The 16014-nt window shown below is 70.4% G+C and carries 15 protein-coding genes; 8 read left to right on the top strand and 7 right to left on the bottom strand.

Going from position 1 to position 16014, the window contains the following annotated elements; all coding sequences use genetic code 11:
* The first annotated feature begins 1 nt into the window (after position 1).
* Both ACFZDL_RS04160 and ACFZDL_RS04155 read left to right on the top strand, forming a co-directional pair.
* The gene (locus tag ACFZDL_RS04160; protein WP_353591274.1) at positions 2–1504 is read left to right on the top strand and encodes an aldehyde dehydrogenase family protein; all 1503 of its coding nucleotides are present in this window, start codon (positions 2–4) and stop codon (positions 1502–1504) included.
* A 5-nt stretch (positions 1505–1509) separates the two neighbouring features.
* Positions 1510–2307 carry an SDR family oxidoreductase gene (locus ACFZDL_RS04155; RefSeq protein WP_353591273.1) on the top strand — a complete coding sequence of 266 codons (798 nt, stop codon included), beginning with the start codon at positions 1510–1512 and terminating at the stop codon, positions 2305–2307.
* Positions 2308–2508: 201 nt separating this feature from the next.
* On the opposite strand, the gene ACFZDL_RS04150 is transcribed toward ACFZDL_RS04155, so the two are convergent.
* From ACFZDL_RS04150 to ACFZDL_RS04130, 5 genes are all read right to left on the bottom strand, one after another.
* On the bottom strand, positions 2509–3240 hold the full coding sequence (locus tag ACFZDL_RS04150; protein ID WP_353591272.1) for a 2OG-Fe(II) oxygenase: 732 nt from the start codon (positions 3238–3240) through the stop codon (positions 2509–2511).
* 181 nt (positions 3241–3421) lie between these two features.
* Entirely contained in the window at positions 3422–4453 is a 1032-nt protein-coding gene (locus ACFZDL_RS04145; RefSeq protein ID WP_353591271.1) for a LacI family DNA-binding transcriptional regulator, read from the bottom strand.
* Positions 4454–4521: 68 nt separating this feature from the next.
* A complete protein-coding gene (locus tag ACFZDL_RS04140) occupies positions 4522–5355 on the bottom strand; it encodes an ATP-binding cassette domain-containing protein (protein WP_353591270.1) in 834 nt (277 codons plus the stop codon).
* On the bottom strand, positions 5352–6347 hold the full coding sequence (locus ACFZDL_RS04135) for an ABC transporter permease (protein WP_353591269.1): 996 nt from the start codon (positions 6345–6347) through the stop codon (positions 5352–5354). Before ACFZDL_RS04135 ends, ACFZDL_RS04140 begins: the two co-directional genes overlap by 4 nt.
* Before the next feature lie 107 nt (positions 6348–6454).
* Entirely contained in the window at positions 6455–7474 is a 1020-nt protein-coding gene (locus ACFZDL_RS04130; protein ID WP_353591268.1) for a sugar ABC transporter substrate-binding protein, read from the bottom strand.
* Between the two features lie 261 nt (positions 7475–7735).
* Between ACFZDL_RS04130 and ACFZDL_RS04125 the strand changes: the two genes are divergently transcribed.
* From ACFZDL_RS04125 to ACFZDL_RS04100, 6 genes are all read left to right on the top strand, one after another.
* Positions 7736–8698, top strand: a complete 963-nt coding sequence (locus ACFZDL_RS04125) for a carbohydrate kinase (RefSeq protein ID WP_353591267.1) — start codon at positions 7736–7738, stop codon at positions 8696–8698.
* Positions 8699–8933: 235 nt separating this feature from the next.
* Positions 8934–11489, top strand: a complete 2556-nt coding sequence (locus ACFZDL_RS04120; protein WP_353591266.1) for a GH32 C-terminal domain-containing protein — start codon at positions 8934–8936, stop codon at positions 11487–11489.
* Positions 11490–11527: 38 nt separating this feature from the next.
* Entirely contained in the window at positions 11528–11821 is a 294-nt protein-coding gene (locus ACFZDL_RS04115; protein WP_353591265.1) for a putative quinol monooxygenase, read from the top strand.
* 221 nt (positions 11822–12042) lie between these two features.
* Positions 12043–12672, top strand: coding sequence for a transcriptional regulator (locus tag ACFZDL_RS04110; RefSeq protein WP_353591264.1), 630 nt, complete (start codon positions 12043–12045; stop codon positions 12670–12672).
* Positions 12669–14306 carry a pyruvate, phosphate dikinase gene (locus ACFZDL_RS04105; protein WP_353591263.1) on the top strand — a complete coding sequence of 546 codons (1638 nt, stop codon included), beginning with the start codon at positions 12669–12671 and terminating at the stop codon, positions 14304–14306. The genes ACFZDL_RS04110 and ACFZDL_RS04105 overlap by 4 nt, the downstream gene beginning before the upstream one ends.
* Before the next feature lie 30 nt (positions 14307–14336).
* Positions 14337–14489, top strand: a complete 153-nt coding sequence (locus ACFZDL_RS04100; protein WP_353591262.1) for a hypothetical protein — start codon at positions 14337–14339, stop codon at positions 14487–14489.
* Between the two features lie 245 nt (positions 14490–14734).
* On the opposite strand, the gene ACFZDL_RS04095 is transcribed toward ACFZDL_RS04100, so the two are convergent.
* Positions 14735–15112, bottom strand: coding sequence for a nuclear transport factor 2 family protein (locus tag ACFZDL_RS04095; protein ID WP_353591261.1), 378 nt, complete (start codon positions 15110–15112; stop codon positions 14735–14737).
* Between the two features lie 12 nt (positions 15113–15124).
* On the bottom strand, positions 15125–15832 hold the full coding sequence (locus tag ACFZDL_RS04090) for an SDR family oxidoreductase (protein ID WP_353591260.1): 708 nt from the start codon (positions 15830–15832) through the stop codon (positions 15125–15127).
* Positions 15833–16014 lie beyond the last annotated feature (182 nt).

Below are 16014 nucleotides of genomic sequence, written 5' to 3'. Positions count from 1 at the left end.
CGTGACCACCCACGTCGAACCCGTCGGCGGCGAAAGCCCCCAGGCGTCGGAGTTCCACCAGTTCCCGACGGGGTTGCCCATCGGCGACCACTGGGTGGCCGCACCCGCCGCCGAGGACGTCCGCTTCCCCTACGACGGGACGCTCGTCGCGCGGGCCCCGGTCGGGGACGCCGACCTCGCGCGCCGCGCGGTGGACGCGGCCGTCGCGGTCCGCGACCGGGTCGGCCGGCTCCCCTCGCACACCCGCAGGGCGGCGCTGCTCGCCACCCACGAGGCGATCGCCTCCCGCCGCGCGGACTTCGAACGGCTCCTGGTTCTGGAGACCGGTAAACCGCTGGTCGACTGCCGTGTCGAGGTGGAGCGCACCCTGCTGACCCTGCTGACGGCGGCCGAGGAAGTGGCCCGGCTGCACGGGGAGACGGTGCCGCTGGACCTGCTGCCGTCGGGCGAGGGACTGCTCGGCTTCTGGACCCGTAAGCCGATCGGCGTGGTGGTGGGCATCGCGGGCTTCAACTACCCGCTGCTGCTCGCCGCGCACAAGGTCGCGCCGTCGCTGGCCGCCGGCTGCCCGGTCGTCGTCAAGCCCGCCCCGCAGACGCCGCTGGCCACCCTGTGGCTGGTGCACCTCCTCCGCGAGGCCCTGCGCGCCGCCGGCGCGCCGCAGGCCGCGGTGCAGCTGGTGACCGGGGGCCCCGAGGTGGGCTCCGCGCTGACCTGCGACCGCCGGATCGGGGCGGTGTCCTTCACCGGTTCCGCCGCCGTGGGCCACCGGATCGCCCGGGACGCGGCCCCCACCAAGGTACTGCTCGAACTCGGCTCCAACGCCGCCCTGGTGGTCGCCGCCGACGCCGACCTCGACGCCGCCGCCGACGCGGTGGTGCGCGGCGGGTACTACGCGTCGGGCCAGGCGTGCATCAGTGTGCAGCGGGTCATCGTGGTGGACGCCGTGCGCGAGGAGTTCCTGGCCCGCCTGACGGAGCGGGTGGCCCAGGTGGCCGTGGGCGACCCCCGCGATCCGGCGACGAGGGTTTCGGCGCTCATCGACAAGCGGTCGACCGAGCGGGTCCGCGCCTGGCTGGACGAGGCGGTGGCGGCGGGGGCGTCGCTGGTGGCCGGGGGCCAGGTCACCGACGGGGTGATCGAGCCCACCGTGCTGCTCGATGTGGACCGCGCCCTGGCCGTCTGGGGTGAGGAAGTCTTCGGCCCCGTGGTCGCGGTACGGTCCGTCCCCGATCTGGATACGGCCTTCGACCTGGTCAACGACTCGCGCTACGGACTCCACGCGAGCGTCTACACCAGCGCCCTCGACACGGCGTTCGCCGCTCTCGACCGCCTGGAGGTGGGCGGGGTGGTCGTCAACGAGGTGCCCGGTTTCCGCTCCGACGTCATGCCGTACGGCGGCGTGAAGGACTCCGGGGCCGGACGGGAGGGCCCGAGGTTCGCCATCGAAGAACTCACCGTCACCCGTATGGCAGTGATCCGTCCGACGACAACGAAACCGTGAGGACCATGCAAGCAAAGGACCGCACCGATGCGGTGGACGCGTACTCCCGCCTGTTCAGGCTCGACGGCCGCAAGGCCGTCGTGGTGGGCGCGGGCAGCGGGATCGGCCGCGAGAGCGCCCTGGCGCTGGCCGCGCACGGCGCCACGGTGGTGTGCGCCGACCGCGACCTGACGGCGGCCACGGAGTCGGCGTCGAGGGGCCCGGGCCTTGTTCCGTACGCCCTCGATGTGCTCGACGGCGAGGCGGTCGCTCGCGCCGCCGATGAGCTCGGCCCCGTCGACGTGCTCGTCTTCACGGCCGCCACGAATGTGCGCAAGCGCCTGCTCGATTACACGACGGAGGAGTTCGAGCGGGTCGTGGCGCTCAATCTGCGCGCGTCCTTCGACCTGGTGCGGGCGTTCGGCCGTGGCATGGCCGAACGCGGCAGGGGGAGCATCATCGGCTTCAGCTCGATCCGCGCGGTGGCCGTCGAGCCGGGACAGGGGGTGTACGCGGCCACGAAGGCCGGCCTGGTCCAGCTGGTGCGGACCGCGGCGGCCGAACTGGGCCCCTCGGGCGTGCGGGTGAACACCATCGCCCCCGGCATCGTGGACACGCCGCTGACCACGCAGATCAGGGCCGTGCCCGAGTGGTCGGAGGCCTACGCGAGCAAGAGCGCCCTGGGCCGCTGGTCCCGGCCCGACGAGCTGGCCGGCGCGGTCGTCTACCTCGCGTCGGACGCGTCGTCCTTCGTCACCGGGAGCCAGCTCTTCGTGGACGGGGGCTGGACGGCGATCGACGGTCGCTATACGCCGCCCAACTGACCGGATAGCCAACGGGGAGCGACGCGGGCCCCGAAGGGCTCCGCGTCGCTCCCCGTCGCGTGGCGGCGGGAGCCAGTCCCAGGTGCTGCCGTCCGCGGTGGCGCCGCGCAGCCCGTGCAGGGTGTCCGGGCCGACGAGCGCCGGAAGGCGCGAGTCCTGCAAAGAGGCGAAGGCGACCGTGCGGGCCGGGCGCGGTGGGGCTCATGACGCGTCGTGGAAGACCAGGCCCAGGGTGTGCTGGCGGCCGGAGCGGACGGTGCTCACACCGTGCCGCATCGGCCCGTTGGACCAGCCCCGTTTGGTGGCGACCGGCCGGTCGCGGGTGGTGAAGACCAGCCCGTGTCCCTGGGGCAGGGTGGTGGACGAACCTCGCGACTGGGCGCGGGGGCGCTGCTCGGTCATCAGGAACTCCCCGCCGGTGAAGTCCGCCCCCGGTGCGTCCAGGCCGATGACCACCTGGAGCGGGAAGATCATCTCGCCGAACACGTCCCGGTGCAGCGCGTTCCAGTCACCGGGGCCGTACCGCAGCAGGATCTGCGCGGACTTGGACTGTCCGGCCTCGTGGCACATGGCCACCCACTCGCGAAGCGTGTCCGGCCACGGGGCGGGCCGGCCGAGCTTGGCCGCCCAGTCCCGGGCGACGGGGAGCAGACGCGGGTAGAACGCCTCGCGCAACTCCCGTACGACCTCGGGCAGGTCGTGGGTGAAGTAGCGGTACTGGCCGGAGCCGAAGCGGTGACGGGCCATGTCGACGGTCGTACGGAAGTGGCCGGGCTCGTGGTACAGCGCGGCGATCTCGCGGCACTCGGCGGAGTCGAGAAGCCGGCCCGTCAGGGCGCTGCCGTACTCACCCAGTTCATCGGTCAGGGCTGCCCAGTCGCACCGGGCGACCCTGTCGACGACCGGGCCGGCGAGTCGGGTGGTCTGGCTCATGGTGGGGATCCTCGAGTCGGATGTCGGACTCAGGGGCGAGACGGCCCCGGACACATCCGAGCATCGCGTCCGTCCCGACCGGATGCTGGCGGTATTCGGACATCACTTTCCCTGGCAGAGGTGCGATGCCAGGCGTCGCGGGCCCGCGAAGATCGCCAGGGCAGGCCCTGGCGGCCCGGGCTCAGGCCTTCCGCGCCGCAGGGGCGGGGTGCTCGCCCGAGCCGCGGACGATCAGCCGGGTGGCGACGGTGATCGTACGGGCGCGGGTGCGGTCGCCGTCGAGGCGGGCCAGGGCGGTGGTCGCGGCTGCCCTGCCGATTTCCTCGGGGTCCTGCGCCACGACGGTCAGCGCCGGTTCAAGCGACTCGGCGAGCGGCAGGTCGTCGAAGGAGACGACGGCGATGTCCTTCCGCTTGGTGCGGGAGAGTTCGGCGACGATTCCCAGCGCGATGATGTTGTTCCCGGCGAACAGGGCCGTGGGGGGATCCGCCTGGTCGAGCAGCCGGGAGGTTTCGGTGGCGGCGGCGCCGGGGTCGTGGGCGCTGGCGACGAGGGAGCGGTCGTAGGGGAGATCGGCCTCCTGCAGGGCCGAGCGGTATCCGGCCAGGCGTTCGCGGCGTGTGTACAACGTGAGCGGCAGGTCGCCGATGAACCCGATGCGGCGGTGGCCGTGGGTGACCAGATGGGCGACACCGCCGTGGGCCCCGGACCGGTTGGAGCTGACCACGCTGTCCGTGGCCAGGCCGGCCCCGGGACGGTCGACGAAGACCACGGGCAGCCCGGCGGCGCGGTGTGCCTTCAGTGCGGAGTGGTCGGCGCCGACGGACGGCACGACCATCAGGATGCTCACGCGGCGGGCCAGGAACTTCTCGGTCAGCGCGCGCTCGCGTTCGGGGTCGTCCGCGGACGAGCCCATCAGCAGGGTCAGGCCGCGGTCGCGCACCGTGTCCTCGATACCGCTGGCCACGGCCCCGAAGAAGGGGTTGCCGAGGTCGGGGACGACCAGCCCGATGGTGGTGTCGGGTCCGCCGACGCGGATGTTGCGTGCCATGAGGTTCGGCTGGAAGCCGAGCTTGGCCACGGCGGCGAGAACCTGTTCCCTGGTCCGGGGGGAGACGGGTCCGTCCTCGTTGAGGACACGGGAGACCGTCTTGGCGCTGACGCCCACCTCTCGGGCGACATCGGCCAGGGTGGGGCGGCGGCTCGCTGCCATGGAGGAAAACCGCTTCCTGTGTGCTCGCGGGTTCCGGCTGTGGCTCCGGCCGGAACCCGCGAGTGCTGTCAGTTGGCTTGGACTCCGGCGGCCTTCGCGGCCTTGGAGTCCGCTACGACAGTACCGCCGGCCTCATCGAGGGTGAGCGCGCCGGTCATGATGGAGACGACCTCCGCCATGGAGAAGTCGGAGGGCTTGATCAGGGCTGCGCGCCGGCCCAGCCGGTGGACGTGGATCCGGTCGGCGATCTCGAAGACATGGGGCATGTTGTGGCTGATCAGCACGACCGGCATGCCTCTGTCACGGACACGGCGGATGAGGTCGAGGACCTGACCGGACTCCTTGACGCCGAGGGCGGCCGTGGGCTCGTCCATGACGACGACGGTGCGGGCCCAGGCCACGGCGCGGGCGACCGCCACGGCCTGGCGCTGTCCGCCGGAGAGGGTTTCGACCGCCTGGGTGAGCGACCGCAGGCCGATCTTCAGATCGGCCATGTGCTCGGCGGCCTCCTGACGCATGCGCTTCTTGTCGAGCATCCGGAAGGCGCTGCCGAGGATGCCGGGGCGGCGCAGCTCGCGGCCGAGGAACACATTGGAGGCGATGTCCATGGAGGCGGCCACGGCGAGGTCCTGGTAGACCGTTTCGATGCCGTGGCTGCGAGCGCTCTGCGGCCCCGAGAACTGGATGGGTTCACCCTTGAGGCGTATCTCGCCCGCGTCGGGGACCAGCGCGCCGGTGAGGGCCTTGATGAGGCTGGTCTTGCCGGCTCCGTTGTCGCCGATGACGGCAAGGACCTCGCCGGGGAGCAGGTCGAAGTCGGCGCCGTCGATGGCGGTGACGTGGCCGTAGCGCTTGACCAGACCGCGGGCCTGCAGAACGGGGGTGGGGGAAGGGGTGGTCATCGGGCCTTCTTCCGGGAGATCTGGTCGACGGTCACCGCGAGGATCACCAGAATTCCGGTGATCAGGGTCTGGTAGATGGAGGCGACGCCCATCAGCTGCAGGCCGTTGCGGAAGACGCCGACGATCAGGACGCCGATGAAGGTGCCCAGGACCGATCCGCGTCCGCCGAAGAGGCTGGTGCCGCCGAGGACCACGGCGGTGATGCTGTCGAGGTTGTCGGTCTGCCCCGCCTGCGGGTCACCGACTCCGGTGCGGGAGATGAGCAGCAGGGCGGCGATTCCGTACAGCAGGCCGGCGGTGGTGTAGATGCCGATGGTCAGCCGGGAGTTGCGGATGCCGTTGAGCCGGGCGGCCTCGGCGCTGTTGCCCAGGGCGTAGACATGACGACCCCAGGAGGTGCTGCTCAGCGCGTAGGCGAGCAGGAGGAACAGGCCGATGGTGACCAGGGAGCCGTAGGTGATGTCGGTGTGGCCGAGCGGGAAGGTCCGCCCGAGGGCCGTCAGCGGCGCGGGCAGGGTGGTGATGGTCTGCTCTTCGGAGTAGATGTGGGTCAGGGCGAACGCCACGTTGAGCATGCCGAGGGTCACGATGAACGGGGGCAGCGGGATCTTCTGCACCAGCAGCCCGTTGACCATCCCGAAGCCGCCGCAGACGACCAGGCCCGCAGCGATGGCGAGGAGCGGTGGCAGCGAGCCCTCGGCGGCCATCTTCGCGATCACGATGCTGCCGAACGCCATCACGGCCCCGCACGACAGGTCGATGCCCGCCGTGAGGATGATCAGGGTCTGTCCGATGGCGAGGGTGCCGACGACCATGACCTGCTGGACGATCAGGGAGAAGTTCCCGCCGGTCAGGAACTGGTCGGTCGACAGGGAGAAGAACACACAGGCGAGAAGGAGGGCGACCAGCGGGCCGGTGGTCGGTGCCGTGAGCAGTCTGCGGGCCGTGGTCGGCCCCTTGAGCTCGGCGTACGGCGTGGACGTGGCAGTCATGCGAAATCCTCGTCGGAAGACAAGCGGGCGGCCGGCCCCTGGTCGGGGACGTCAGGGGCCGGCCGCCCCGCTGAGGGGAGAGACGGTGTCAAACGGTCATCCGGGGCTCAGCCCCAGCAGTTCTCCAGGCCGAACGCGGTGTCCTTGGAGGCGACCCCCGACTGCGCCTTGTCGGTGATCAGGGTGACGCCGGTGTCCGTGTAGCCGGACGCCTTCTTGCCGTTCTTGGCGTACGTCGCGACGGCCTTGACGCCCTCGGCCGCCATCTTCAGCGGGTACTGCTGGGAGGTGGCGGCGATCTTGCCGTCCTTGACCGCCTTGGTGCCGGTGCAGCCGCCGTCGACGGAGACGATCAGGACGTCCTTCTCCCGACCCTTGGCCTTCAGTGCGGTGTAGGCACCGAGCGCCGCCGGTTCGTTGATGGTGTAGACGACGTTGATGCCGGGCGCCTTCTGCAGACAGTTCTCCATGGCGGTCTGCCCCTTGGCCTGGTCACCGCCGGTGTCCTGGGAGCAGACGACGGACGGGTCCTTCTCGCCGACGCCGAAGCCCTTCAGGAAACCGTCGTGCCGCTGGACTCCGACCGCCACGCCCGGCGCCAGGTCGAGCGTGGCTATCTTGGCCTGCTTGCCCTTCATGGCGGCCTTGGCGTACTCGCCGATCAGCTGGCCGGCCTTGAAGTTGTTGGTGGCGAAGAGGGCGTCGACCGCGCTCTGCGGCTCGGTCGGGCTGTCCAGGGCGATGACCAGGACCCCCTTGGCACGGGCCTTCTGGATCGCGGGCACGATCGCCTTGGAGTCGCTCGGGGTGATCAGGATGCCCTTCACCCCGGAGGCCACCATGTTCTCGATGGCGGTGATCTGCCCGGCGTTGTCCCCGTCGAACTTGCCTGCGGCGGTGGACAGTTGGACGCCGTTCTCCTTGGCGGCCTTCTCGGCGCCCTCCTTCATCTTCACGAAGAACGGGTTGGTGTCGGTCTTGGTGATCAGACCGACCTTGACGCCCTTGCCCGATCCGCCGCTCGCGGAGCCCGATCCGGAGCCACAGGCGGTCAGGGTGAGGGCCGCGATGCCCGTGCACGCGGCGACTCGGAGGACGGAGGGGGACAGACGAGTGGTGCGGGACATGAACGACTCCTGCGGGATTGCGGGCGGCGCGGCCGGCATCGAAGCATGCCGTCTGCTGGTGACATCGTTGACTTATGTCATCGTTGACACCGCTTGCCGAGGATGATGGACTCCGGTTCCCGGCAACGTCAATGCCTTGCCCCCGTCACAAATCGGCAACGTCCACGGCCGCCCCCGGCTTCCGCCACCGGCGCCCGCCGAGCAGCGGCCCGCGCCGCGACGTGCCACGTCTGCCATACCGTCCGGAGAGGAGAGCGGCTCATGAGCCTGCGCGAGATCACCGTCCTGGGGGAGTGCGTCGCGGACGCCTTCGCCGAACCCGTAAGCGCCTCGCATGAGCTCGCCCTGCGGGTGCTGCCCGGTGGCGGACCCGCGAACACGGCGGTGGCGCTGGCCCGGCTGGGCACCCCGGCCCGCTTTCTCGCGCGGCTGTCCGGTGATGTGTTCGGCCGCCTCTTCCGGGCCCACCTGGAGGCATCCGGGGTGGATCTGGCGGACGCCGTCGCGGCCGCCGAGCCCAGCACGCTGGCCGTGGCCGAGCTGGACGCCCAGGGCCAGGCCGCGTTCTCCTTCCATGCGCAGGCCACCGCAGACTGGCAGTGGACGGGCGCGGAGCTGGCCGGGGTGGACCTGTCCACCACCTCCTGCCTGCACACCGGATCGCTCGCCCTGGTCAGGGAGCCCGGTGCCGCGGTGGTGGAGGAGTTCCTGGCGACGGCCTCTCCCCGGGCCACCATCAGCATCGACCCCAACGTCCGGCCGCTGCTGGTGCGCCCCGAGGTCTACCGCGCCCGGCTGGAGCACTGGTGCCGACTCGCCGATGTGCTGCGGCTGAGCGAGGACGACCTGGAACTCCTGCTGCCCGGAACGTCACCCGAGCGTGCCTGCGACATCTGGCATGCCGCCGGAGCGCGGCTTGTTGTGATCACCCGCGGCGCGGAGGGCGCCCTGGCCTCCCTCGACGGTGAACGGCTGCGGGTGCCCGCGGTGGCGACCCGGGTGGTCGACACGGTCGGGGCGGGGGACTCCTTCACCGCCGGGCTGCTGCACTATCTCGGGGCCCGTGGATTTCTCGGCGGCAGGCTGATCGACCTCGGCCTCGGAGAGGTCGCCCAGGCATGTCTGTTCGCCACTCAGGTCGCGGCCCTGACCTGCTCGGTCGCCGGCCCCAATCCACCCTGGCAGAGCGAGCTGGCGCAGCTCGCGACGGCCGGCGGCGGCTGAGCGGCGGGCGAGCCGCGCCGGAGCAATCGTGCCCGGACCGTTGACGGGTCGGCCGGGTTGCGCCCATCATCGGGCCACTCGATGTCATCGATGACACACGTCATCGATGACACCAGTCGACGATGACCCTCCTCGTCGGCGCCGTGGACGACGGCGCCCGCACGACGTCACTTTCGGTCCGGCCACGCCGAGCGGAGGACTCCGCCGCGCGGACGGCCGCAGCACAGGAGACACCATGAGCTCTGGACGTGTATCCCGGCATGCCCGCATGCGGTTGACGGTGGCGGTGGCGACCGTCTGCGCCCTGACCGCCGCCCCGCTCGCCGCTCAGGCCGTCGCCGCCGACACCCCGCCGCACTCCGAGACCTACCGGCCGCAGTTCCACTTCACGCCGGAGAAGAACTGGATGAACGACCCCAACGGCCTCGTGTACTACCAGGGCGAATACCACCTCTTCTACCAGTACAACCCGAACGGCAACTCCTGGGGAGACATGTCCTGGGGGCACGCGGTGAGCCAGGACCTCGTGCACTGGAAGCAGCTGCCGCTCGCCCTGTCGCACGACGACAAGGAGATGGTGTTCTCTGGAAGCGCGGTCGTCGACTGGAACAACACCACCGGCTTCGGCACGGAGAAGAACCCGCCCATGGTGGCGGTCTACACCAGCGCCTACAAGGACGGCGGCAAGCAGGCCCAGTCGCTCGCCTACAGCACCGACCGGGGCCGCACCTGGACCAAGTACCAGGGCAATCCCGTCCTCGATATCGGCTCCAACAATTTCCGGGACCCCAAGGTCCAGTGGTACGCGCCCACCAAGAGCTGGCTGATGACGGTGTCACTGTCCGAAGAGCACAAGGTGCGGTTCTACTCGTCCAAGAACCTCAAGGACTGGAAGCAGCTCAGCGAGTTCGGGCCGGCCGGAGCGACGGGTGGGGTGTGGGAGTGCCCCGACCTGTTCCCCCTCGCGGTCGACGGGGACGAGAACAACATCAAGTGGGTCCTGGTGGTCAACATCAACCCCGGGGGCATCGCGGGCGGTTCGGCCGCCCAGTACTTCATCGGCGACTTCGACGGCGAGAGGTTCACCGCCGAGGACAAGGGCACCTACACCCCACCGGCCGGGCAGGTCGTGCAGGACTTCGAGGGCGGCGACTTCGGTACCTGGACGACCACCGGCACCGCGTTCGGCCAGGCGCCGGCACCCGGGGCGGTGGACGGGCAGGGCACGGTCGACGGTTTCGACGGCAAGGGCCTGGCCAACAGCTTCCACGCGGGCGATTCCACCACCGGCACCCTCACCTCGCCCTCCTTCACCGTCGACAGCCCGTACCTGAACTTCAAGGTCGGCGGCGGACGGCATCCGCACGTGCCCGGAACCGTCATGGAGCAGCCCCAGCCCGAGGGGACGGTCCTCGCCGACTTCGAGGGCGGCACCTACGGCGACTGGACACCGACCGGTGACGCCTTCGGCGCCGCACCGGCCACCGGCACCCTTCCCCATCAGCAAGAGGTGTCCGGCTGGCTGGGGGACGGCCTGGTCAACACCTTCCTGAACGGCGACTCCAGCACCGGCACCCTCACCTCGCCCGAGTTCACCATCGACAAGGACCACATCAACTTCCTCATCGGCGGCGGCCACCACCCGGCAGGCTCCGGCAACCCCACCGCAGCCGAACTCCTCGTCGACGGCAAGGTGGTCCGCAGCGCCACCGGAGGGGACGCCGAAGCACTCAACTGGGCCTCCTGGGACGTCCGGGACCTTGCCGGCAAGACGGCGCGGATAAAGATCGTCGACGACAACACCGGCGGCTGGGGCCACCTCAACGTCGACCACATCGTGCTCTCCGACACCCAGGCCCAGCCCCTCTCCCAGGAGACATCCGTCAACCTGATCGTCGACGGCGAGGTCGTCCGCAGCGCCACCGGCGCGGGCAGCGAGACCCTGGACTGGGCCTCCTTCGACATGCGCCCCTACGCGGGCAAGAAGGCGCGGATCCAGATCGTCGACATGAACACCGCCGGCTGGGGCCACATCCTCGCCGACCAGTTCACCGCCGCCGAGAAGCCCGCCCGCTCCGTCGTGCAGCGTGCCGACTGGGCCGACTACGGCAAGGACTACTACGCGGCGGTGTCCTGGGAGAACGCCCCGGGCGGCAAACGGTACATGATCGGCTGGATGAACAACTGGGACTACGCCGGCTCCATCCCCACCTCCCCGTGGCGCGGCGCCCAGAGCGTTCCCAGGGAAATGGCGCTGCGCACCATCGACGGCCGGATCCGGCTGACCAGCAAGCCGGTCAACAGCCTGACATCCCTGCGGGAGGGGCGCCCGGCGACGGCGTCCGACGTCACCGTCAAGAACACCTCACAGCCCCTCATCGGCCCCGCGGCCACGGGCAAGGCGCTCGACATCGAGGCCACCTTCTCCCTGAAGGACGCCGAACGGTTCGGTCTGAAGGTGCGCACCGGCGCCGGACAGGAAACCGTCATCGGCTACGACACCACGACGCGGGAGCTGTACGTCGACCGCACCCGCTCCGGCGCCGTGGACTTGGGCAGCACCTTCCCCGGCGTCCAGACCGCACCCTTGAAGGCTGAGAACGGCAAGGTCAAGCTGCGCGTCCTCGTCGACTGGTCGTCCGTCGAGGTCTTCGGCGGCAGCGGCGAGGCAGTGATCACCGACCAGATCTTCCCCGACCCCGACAGCCAGGGAGTACAGGTCTTCGCCGAGAACGGCTCGGCGAAGCTGGACCAGGCCCGTGTCCGGCACCTCGGCTCCTACCGCGAGTGAGTGACCGGCCGACCCCACGACACAAGGAGGAGGAAACCGTGAAGAAGACCCTGCTGGCCGAGTTCACTGCCCGTGAGGGATCGGAGGACGAGGTCGCCCGCCTGCTGCGGGACTACGCGCGGAAGGTGCGCGAGGAAGAAGGCAACCTCGCCTTCGACGTGTACACCAAGGAGACCAGCCCACGCGCCTACTGGATCTTTGAGGTGTACCGGGACGAGGACGCCTTCCAGGCGCACCTGAACGCCCCGTACGGCGGCCCGTTCAACGCCGCCCTCGCCCCGCTGATCGAAGAGGACGCCTCCGTTCTGACGTTCCTCCATCCGGTGGCCTGACCCCGGGAAACCCCCCCCACGTCGCCGGGCCCGCCGAGCGGGCCCGGCGGCTGAGAAGTGACGACTGCATCCCCATCGTGGCCCCTTGCGCTCTCATGGCATGATACAAACAACATCCAGATGATGACGTCATCGGGAAAACGCAAGCATCGGGAAATCGTTGAGCACGCCGCCCGGAATGCCCGCTCCCACGATCCGAACCGCACACGGGGGGACACGACATGACCTGGTCCGAAACCCACGCACCGGACACCAGCCTGGTGGTGCTGCACGCCCTGCGCTGTGCCGGCGCCGCCAGCCTCGCCCGCCTCCACGGGGTCACGGGGCTCGACGAGTCCGACGTCGAGTCCGAGCTCATCGATCTCGGGGCCGAGGGCCTCGTCACGCGGACGATGTCCGGGGACATGCCCTTCTGGCTGCTCACGGACGCCGGCCGCACCGCGGACGCCGAGCGCATCACCGGCGAACTCACCTCGGCCGACGCCCGCGCGGCCGTTGAGGCGGCGTTCGACCGGTTTCTCGTTCTCAACCCGGAACTGCTCGACCTCTGCACGGCATGGCAACTGCGAACCGTCGACGGCAACATGAACGCCAACGACCACAGCGACCCTGCCTACGACTCCCGGGTCCTCGACCGATTCGCCGACCTCGACCGACGCGCCGCCCCCGTCTGCGCCGAGCTGTCCGCGGCACTGCCACGGTTCGGCCGCTACCGCGACCGCCTCGCCGGGGCCCTGGAGCGTGCCGCCTCCGGCTCGCTGGAGTACGTGACGGACAGCACCGCCTCGTACCACACCATCTGGGCGGAGCTGCACGAAGACCTGCTCGCCACCCTCGGGCTGCGGCGATGAGATGGATCCGCACGCTCTGCGCCCAGGTCGAGGAGGCGGCGGAAACGCTGGGCGGCAAGGCGCTCGGCCTGGTCCTCCTGCACCGCCTCGGGTTGCCGGTGCCGCCCGGGTTCGTCGTCACCGCGGAGGCCTGCCGGGCCTTCCTGCGGGAAGGACGCCTGCCCGGCGGCCTCGACGACGAGCTCGCGACGGCCGTCGCCGACCTCGAACGCTCCACCGGGCGCGCCTTCGGCGGGCCGGGGAGGCCGCTTGCGGTCTCCGTGCGCTCCGGGGCCGGTGTGTCGATGCCCGGCATGATGAGCACGATCCTCAACCTCGGCCTGACGAACGAAGCCGCCGCGGGCCTTGCCGTCGAGACGGGCGACCGGCGGTTCGCACGGAACTCGCGGCTGCGTTTCCTGGCGAGCTTCGCCTCCGCGGTCACACACGCGGACCCGGGCGACGTCGGGGCCGTCCGCGCAGGAGATCCCGGACGGGGGACCAAGGACGAGGAGGCGCGCCTCACCGATGCGATGGAGACGGTCGAGGAGTTCGTACGCAGGCGGTGCGGACAGCCGATCCCCGACGACGCGACCGGCCAGCTGGCGTGGGCGGTCGAGGCCGTGTTCTCCTCCTGGGACGCACCGCGCGCACGCACCTACCGCGCGTTGCACGACATCCCGCACGACCTGGGAACGGCCGTGATCGTCCAGGCCATGGTGTTCGGGAACCGCGACGAGCACAGCGGCACCGGTGTCGCCTTCAGCCGCGACCCCAACACCGGTGAGAACACCCCCTTCGGTGAGGTCCTGTTCGGACACCAAGGAGAAGACGTCGTCTCCGGCCGGTCGATGACCCGGCCGCTGCGCGAACTCGCCGAGCGGGAACCGGCGGTGTGGGCGGAACTGCTCGACGCCCTGAGCCGGATCGAGGGACACTACCGCGACGCCTGCTACGTCGAGTTCACGTACCAGGCCGGCGAGCTGTGGATCCTGCAGGTCCGGCCCGGCCGGTTCGCCGGAGGTGCCGCGGTGCGCGTGGCCACCGAACTCGTCGACGAGCAGGTCATCGAACGGCACGAAGCGCTGCTCAGGGTTTCGCCGGGCCACCTCCGGCAGGTCCGTACGCCACGCATCGCGTCATCCGAGGAGGCCGACGTCTTCGCCCGGGGCCTCGGCGCCTGCCCCGGTGTCGCGGTCGGCCGGGTGGCGACCACGGCGGAGCGAGCGGTACGCATGGCCGAAGCGGCCCCGGTCGTCCTGGTGCGCCCGGAGACCTCACCCCATGACATGCACGGCCTCGCCGCCGCCATGGGGATCGTCACCGCTCGCGGCGGGCCGGCCAGCCACGCCGCGGTCGTCGCGCGAGCCATGGGGAAGCCCGCGGTCGTGGGTGTCGCCGGCCTGACCGTCGACATCGGCAACGGCACCGTGACGGCGGGCGGGCGCACCATCGCCGACGGCACCCTCGTCACCATCGACGGCACCAGTGGCGAGGTGGCCCTCGGCAGCCCCCGCGTCGTCGCGAACGCGGCCGACGAGCACCTTCACCGACTGCTCGCATGGGCCGACGACACCTCGGGGGACCGCTCCGAGCGCGAGGAATCCCAACGGCTCGAAGCGGCCCATGCCGCACTGCGGTCCTCGGGCACCTGATGACATGGCAGTTCCGAGAGGAGATCAGCGATGCCCACGCGCCACGTCTACCTGGTACGGCACGGAGCGGCGGACCCGTTCGGCGAGCTGACCGACGTCGGACACCGGCAGTCGGAACTGCTCGGGCGGCGCCTGGCCGCACTTCCGATCCGAGGCGCCCCCGGCGTGGGGGGCGTTCTTTGACGGATACGACGCCGAGGAGGCCGCGGCGGGAGCACGCCTCGCCCATGCCCTCACCGCCAGATTCGCGTGCCCCGCCGAATCCGAGACCCATGAGGTCCTGGTCACCCATGATCGAGTACCGCGACGGCCTGGCGCCGACGGTGCTGCTCTACAACGACATGGGCCACCTGCCGACCGAACTGCGGTGGACGGGGTTCGGTAACGGCACGCGGCCATGAGAGACAGCGTGACCGCGGCGCTCGCCCTCAGTGCCCGTCGAGGCGGGAGACCTGGTAATGGCTGATGAGCCAGCCGGCCTCCGAGCGCTTCAGCAGGACGAGGAGGTTGACGCTGATCGCGGGCCGGTCCGTGAACGAGAAGTCGACGCTCAGGTATCCGAGCACCATGTCCTCGCACAGGCGCCGGCTTTCCAGGACGCGGTACGCGGCCGACAGGCCGGCAGGCTGGGATCCGTAGTAGTCGGCGACGCCCTGCCTTCCCACGCTGTAGGGACGCAACCCCTGGAAGATCGCGTCCTCGGTGAAGAGGGATGCGACCCGATCCGGCTCGTGGCCGTCCACGCCTGCCTTCCACCGGTCGAGGACGTCCCGCAGGACCGCTTCGGTGTCCGTCATGCCGGGCATCATGGTTCTCCTTCAGTGACCCGCGCTCATGCCACCGTCGACGTGGAGGATCTCGCCGGTGACGAACGGGGCGTTCTCCAGATAGATCACCGCGTCCACGATGTCGCTCTGCTCGCCCATCCGGCCCACCGGGTGCAGGGCGGCGAGGGCCTCGTGGGTCTCCTCGGGGTGCATGGGCGTCTTGATGGTGCCGGGTGAGACGGCGTTGACGCGGATGCCGCGGGTGGCGTACTCGATGGCAAGGGACTTGGTGGCGGACTGCAGGCCGCCCTTGGTCAGCGAGGCCAGTACGGAGGGGACTCGGGAGTCGGCGTTGTCGACCAGGCTCGTGGTGATGTTGACGACGTGACCGCCGCCCTGCGCGAGCATCCGCTCGATGGCCAGCTGGGTGATGCGGAAGGAGCCGGCGAGGTTCACACCGATCACGGTGGCGTAGTCGTCCTGGGTGTACTCGGTGAAGGGCTTGGCGACGAAGATTCCGGCGTTGTTGACCAGAGTATCGACGCGGCCGAACCGCTCCATGGCGGCGGCGATGACACGTTCGGCGGTGGCGGGGTCGGAGATGTCGCCCGGGACGGTCAGGACGGCCGCGTCGTCGGAGGGGGCGATGGTGCGGGAGGTGGCGACGACGGCGTAGCCGTGCGTGCGGTAGGCGTCGACGAGACCGGCGCCGATGCCCTGCGAGCCGCCAGTGATGACGGCGACCTTCTGAGTGCTCATGATGACCTTCTCCGAAATGGGGTGGGGATGTTGCGAACGAACTAGCCGACCGGTCGACTAATCGAGAACGTAGGCGGCTGGACGGGGGAAGTCAAAGGTCAGGAGGGCTTGGCGCGGGACGCGCTTCCTCGTATCTGGTAGGCCCGGACTCTCAGCGCACGTCGATGCGACGGTGGGGCCCC

Origin of the sequence: Streptomyces sp. NPDC007917, from assembly GCF_042959105.1 — a bacterium.
In the GTDB taxonomy this organism is placed as follows: Bacteria; Actinomycetota; Actinomycetes; order Streptomycetales; family Streptomycetaceae; genus Streptomyces.
This window is presented reverse-complemented; position numbering and strand designations above follow the sequence as displayed.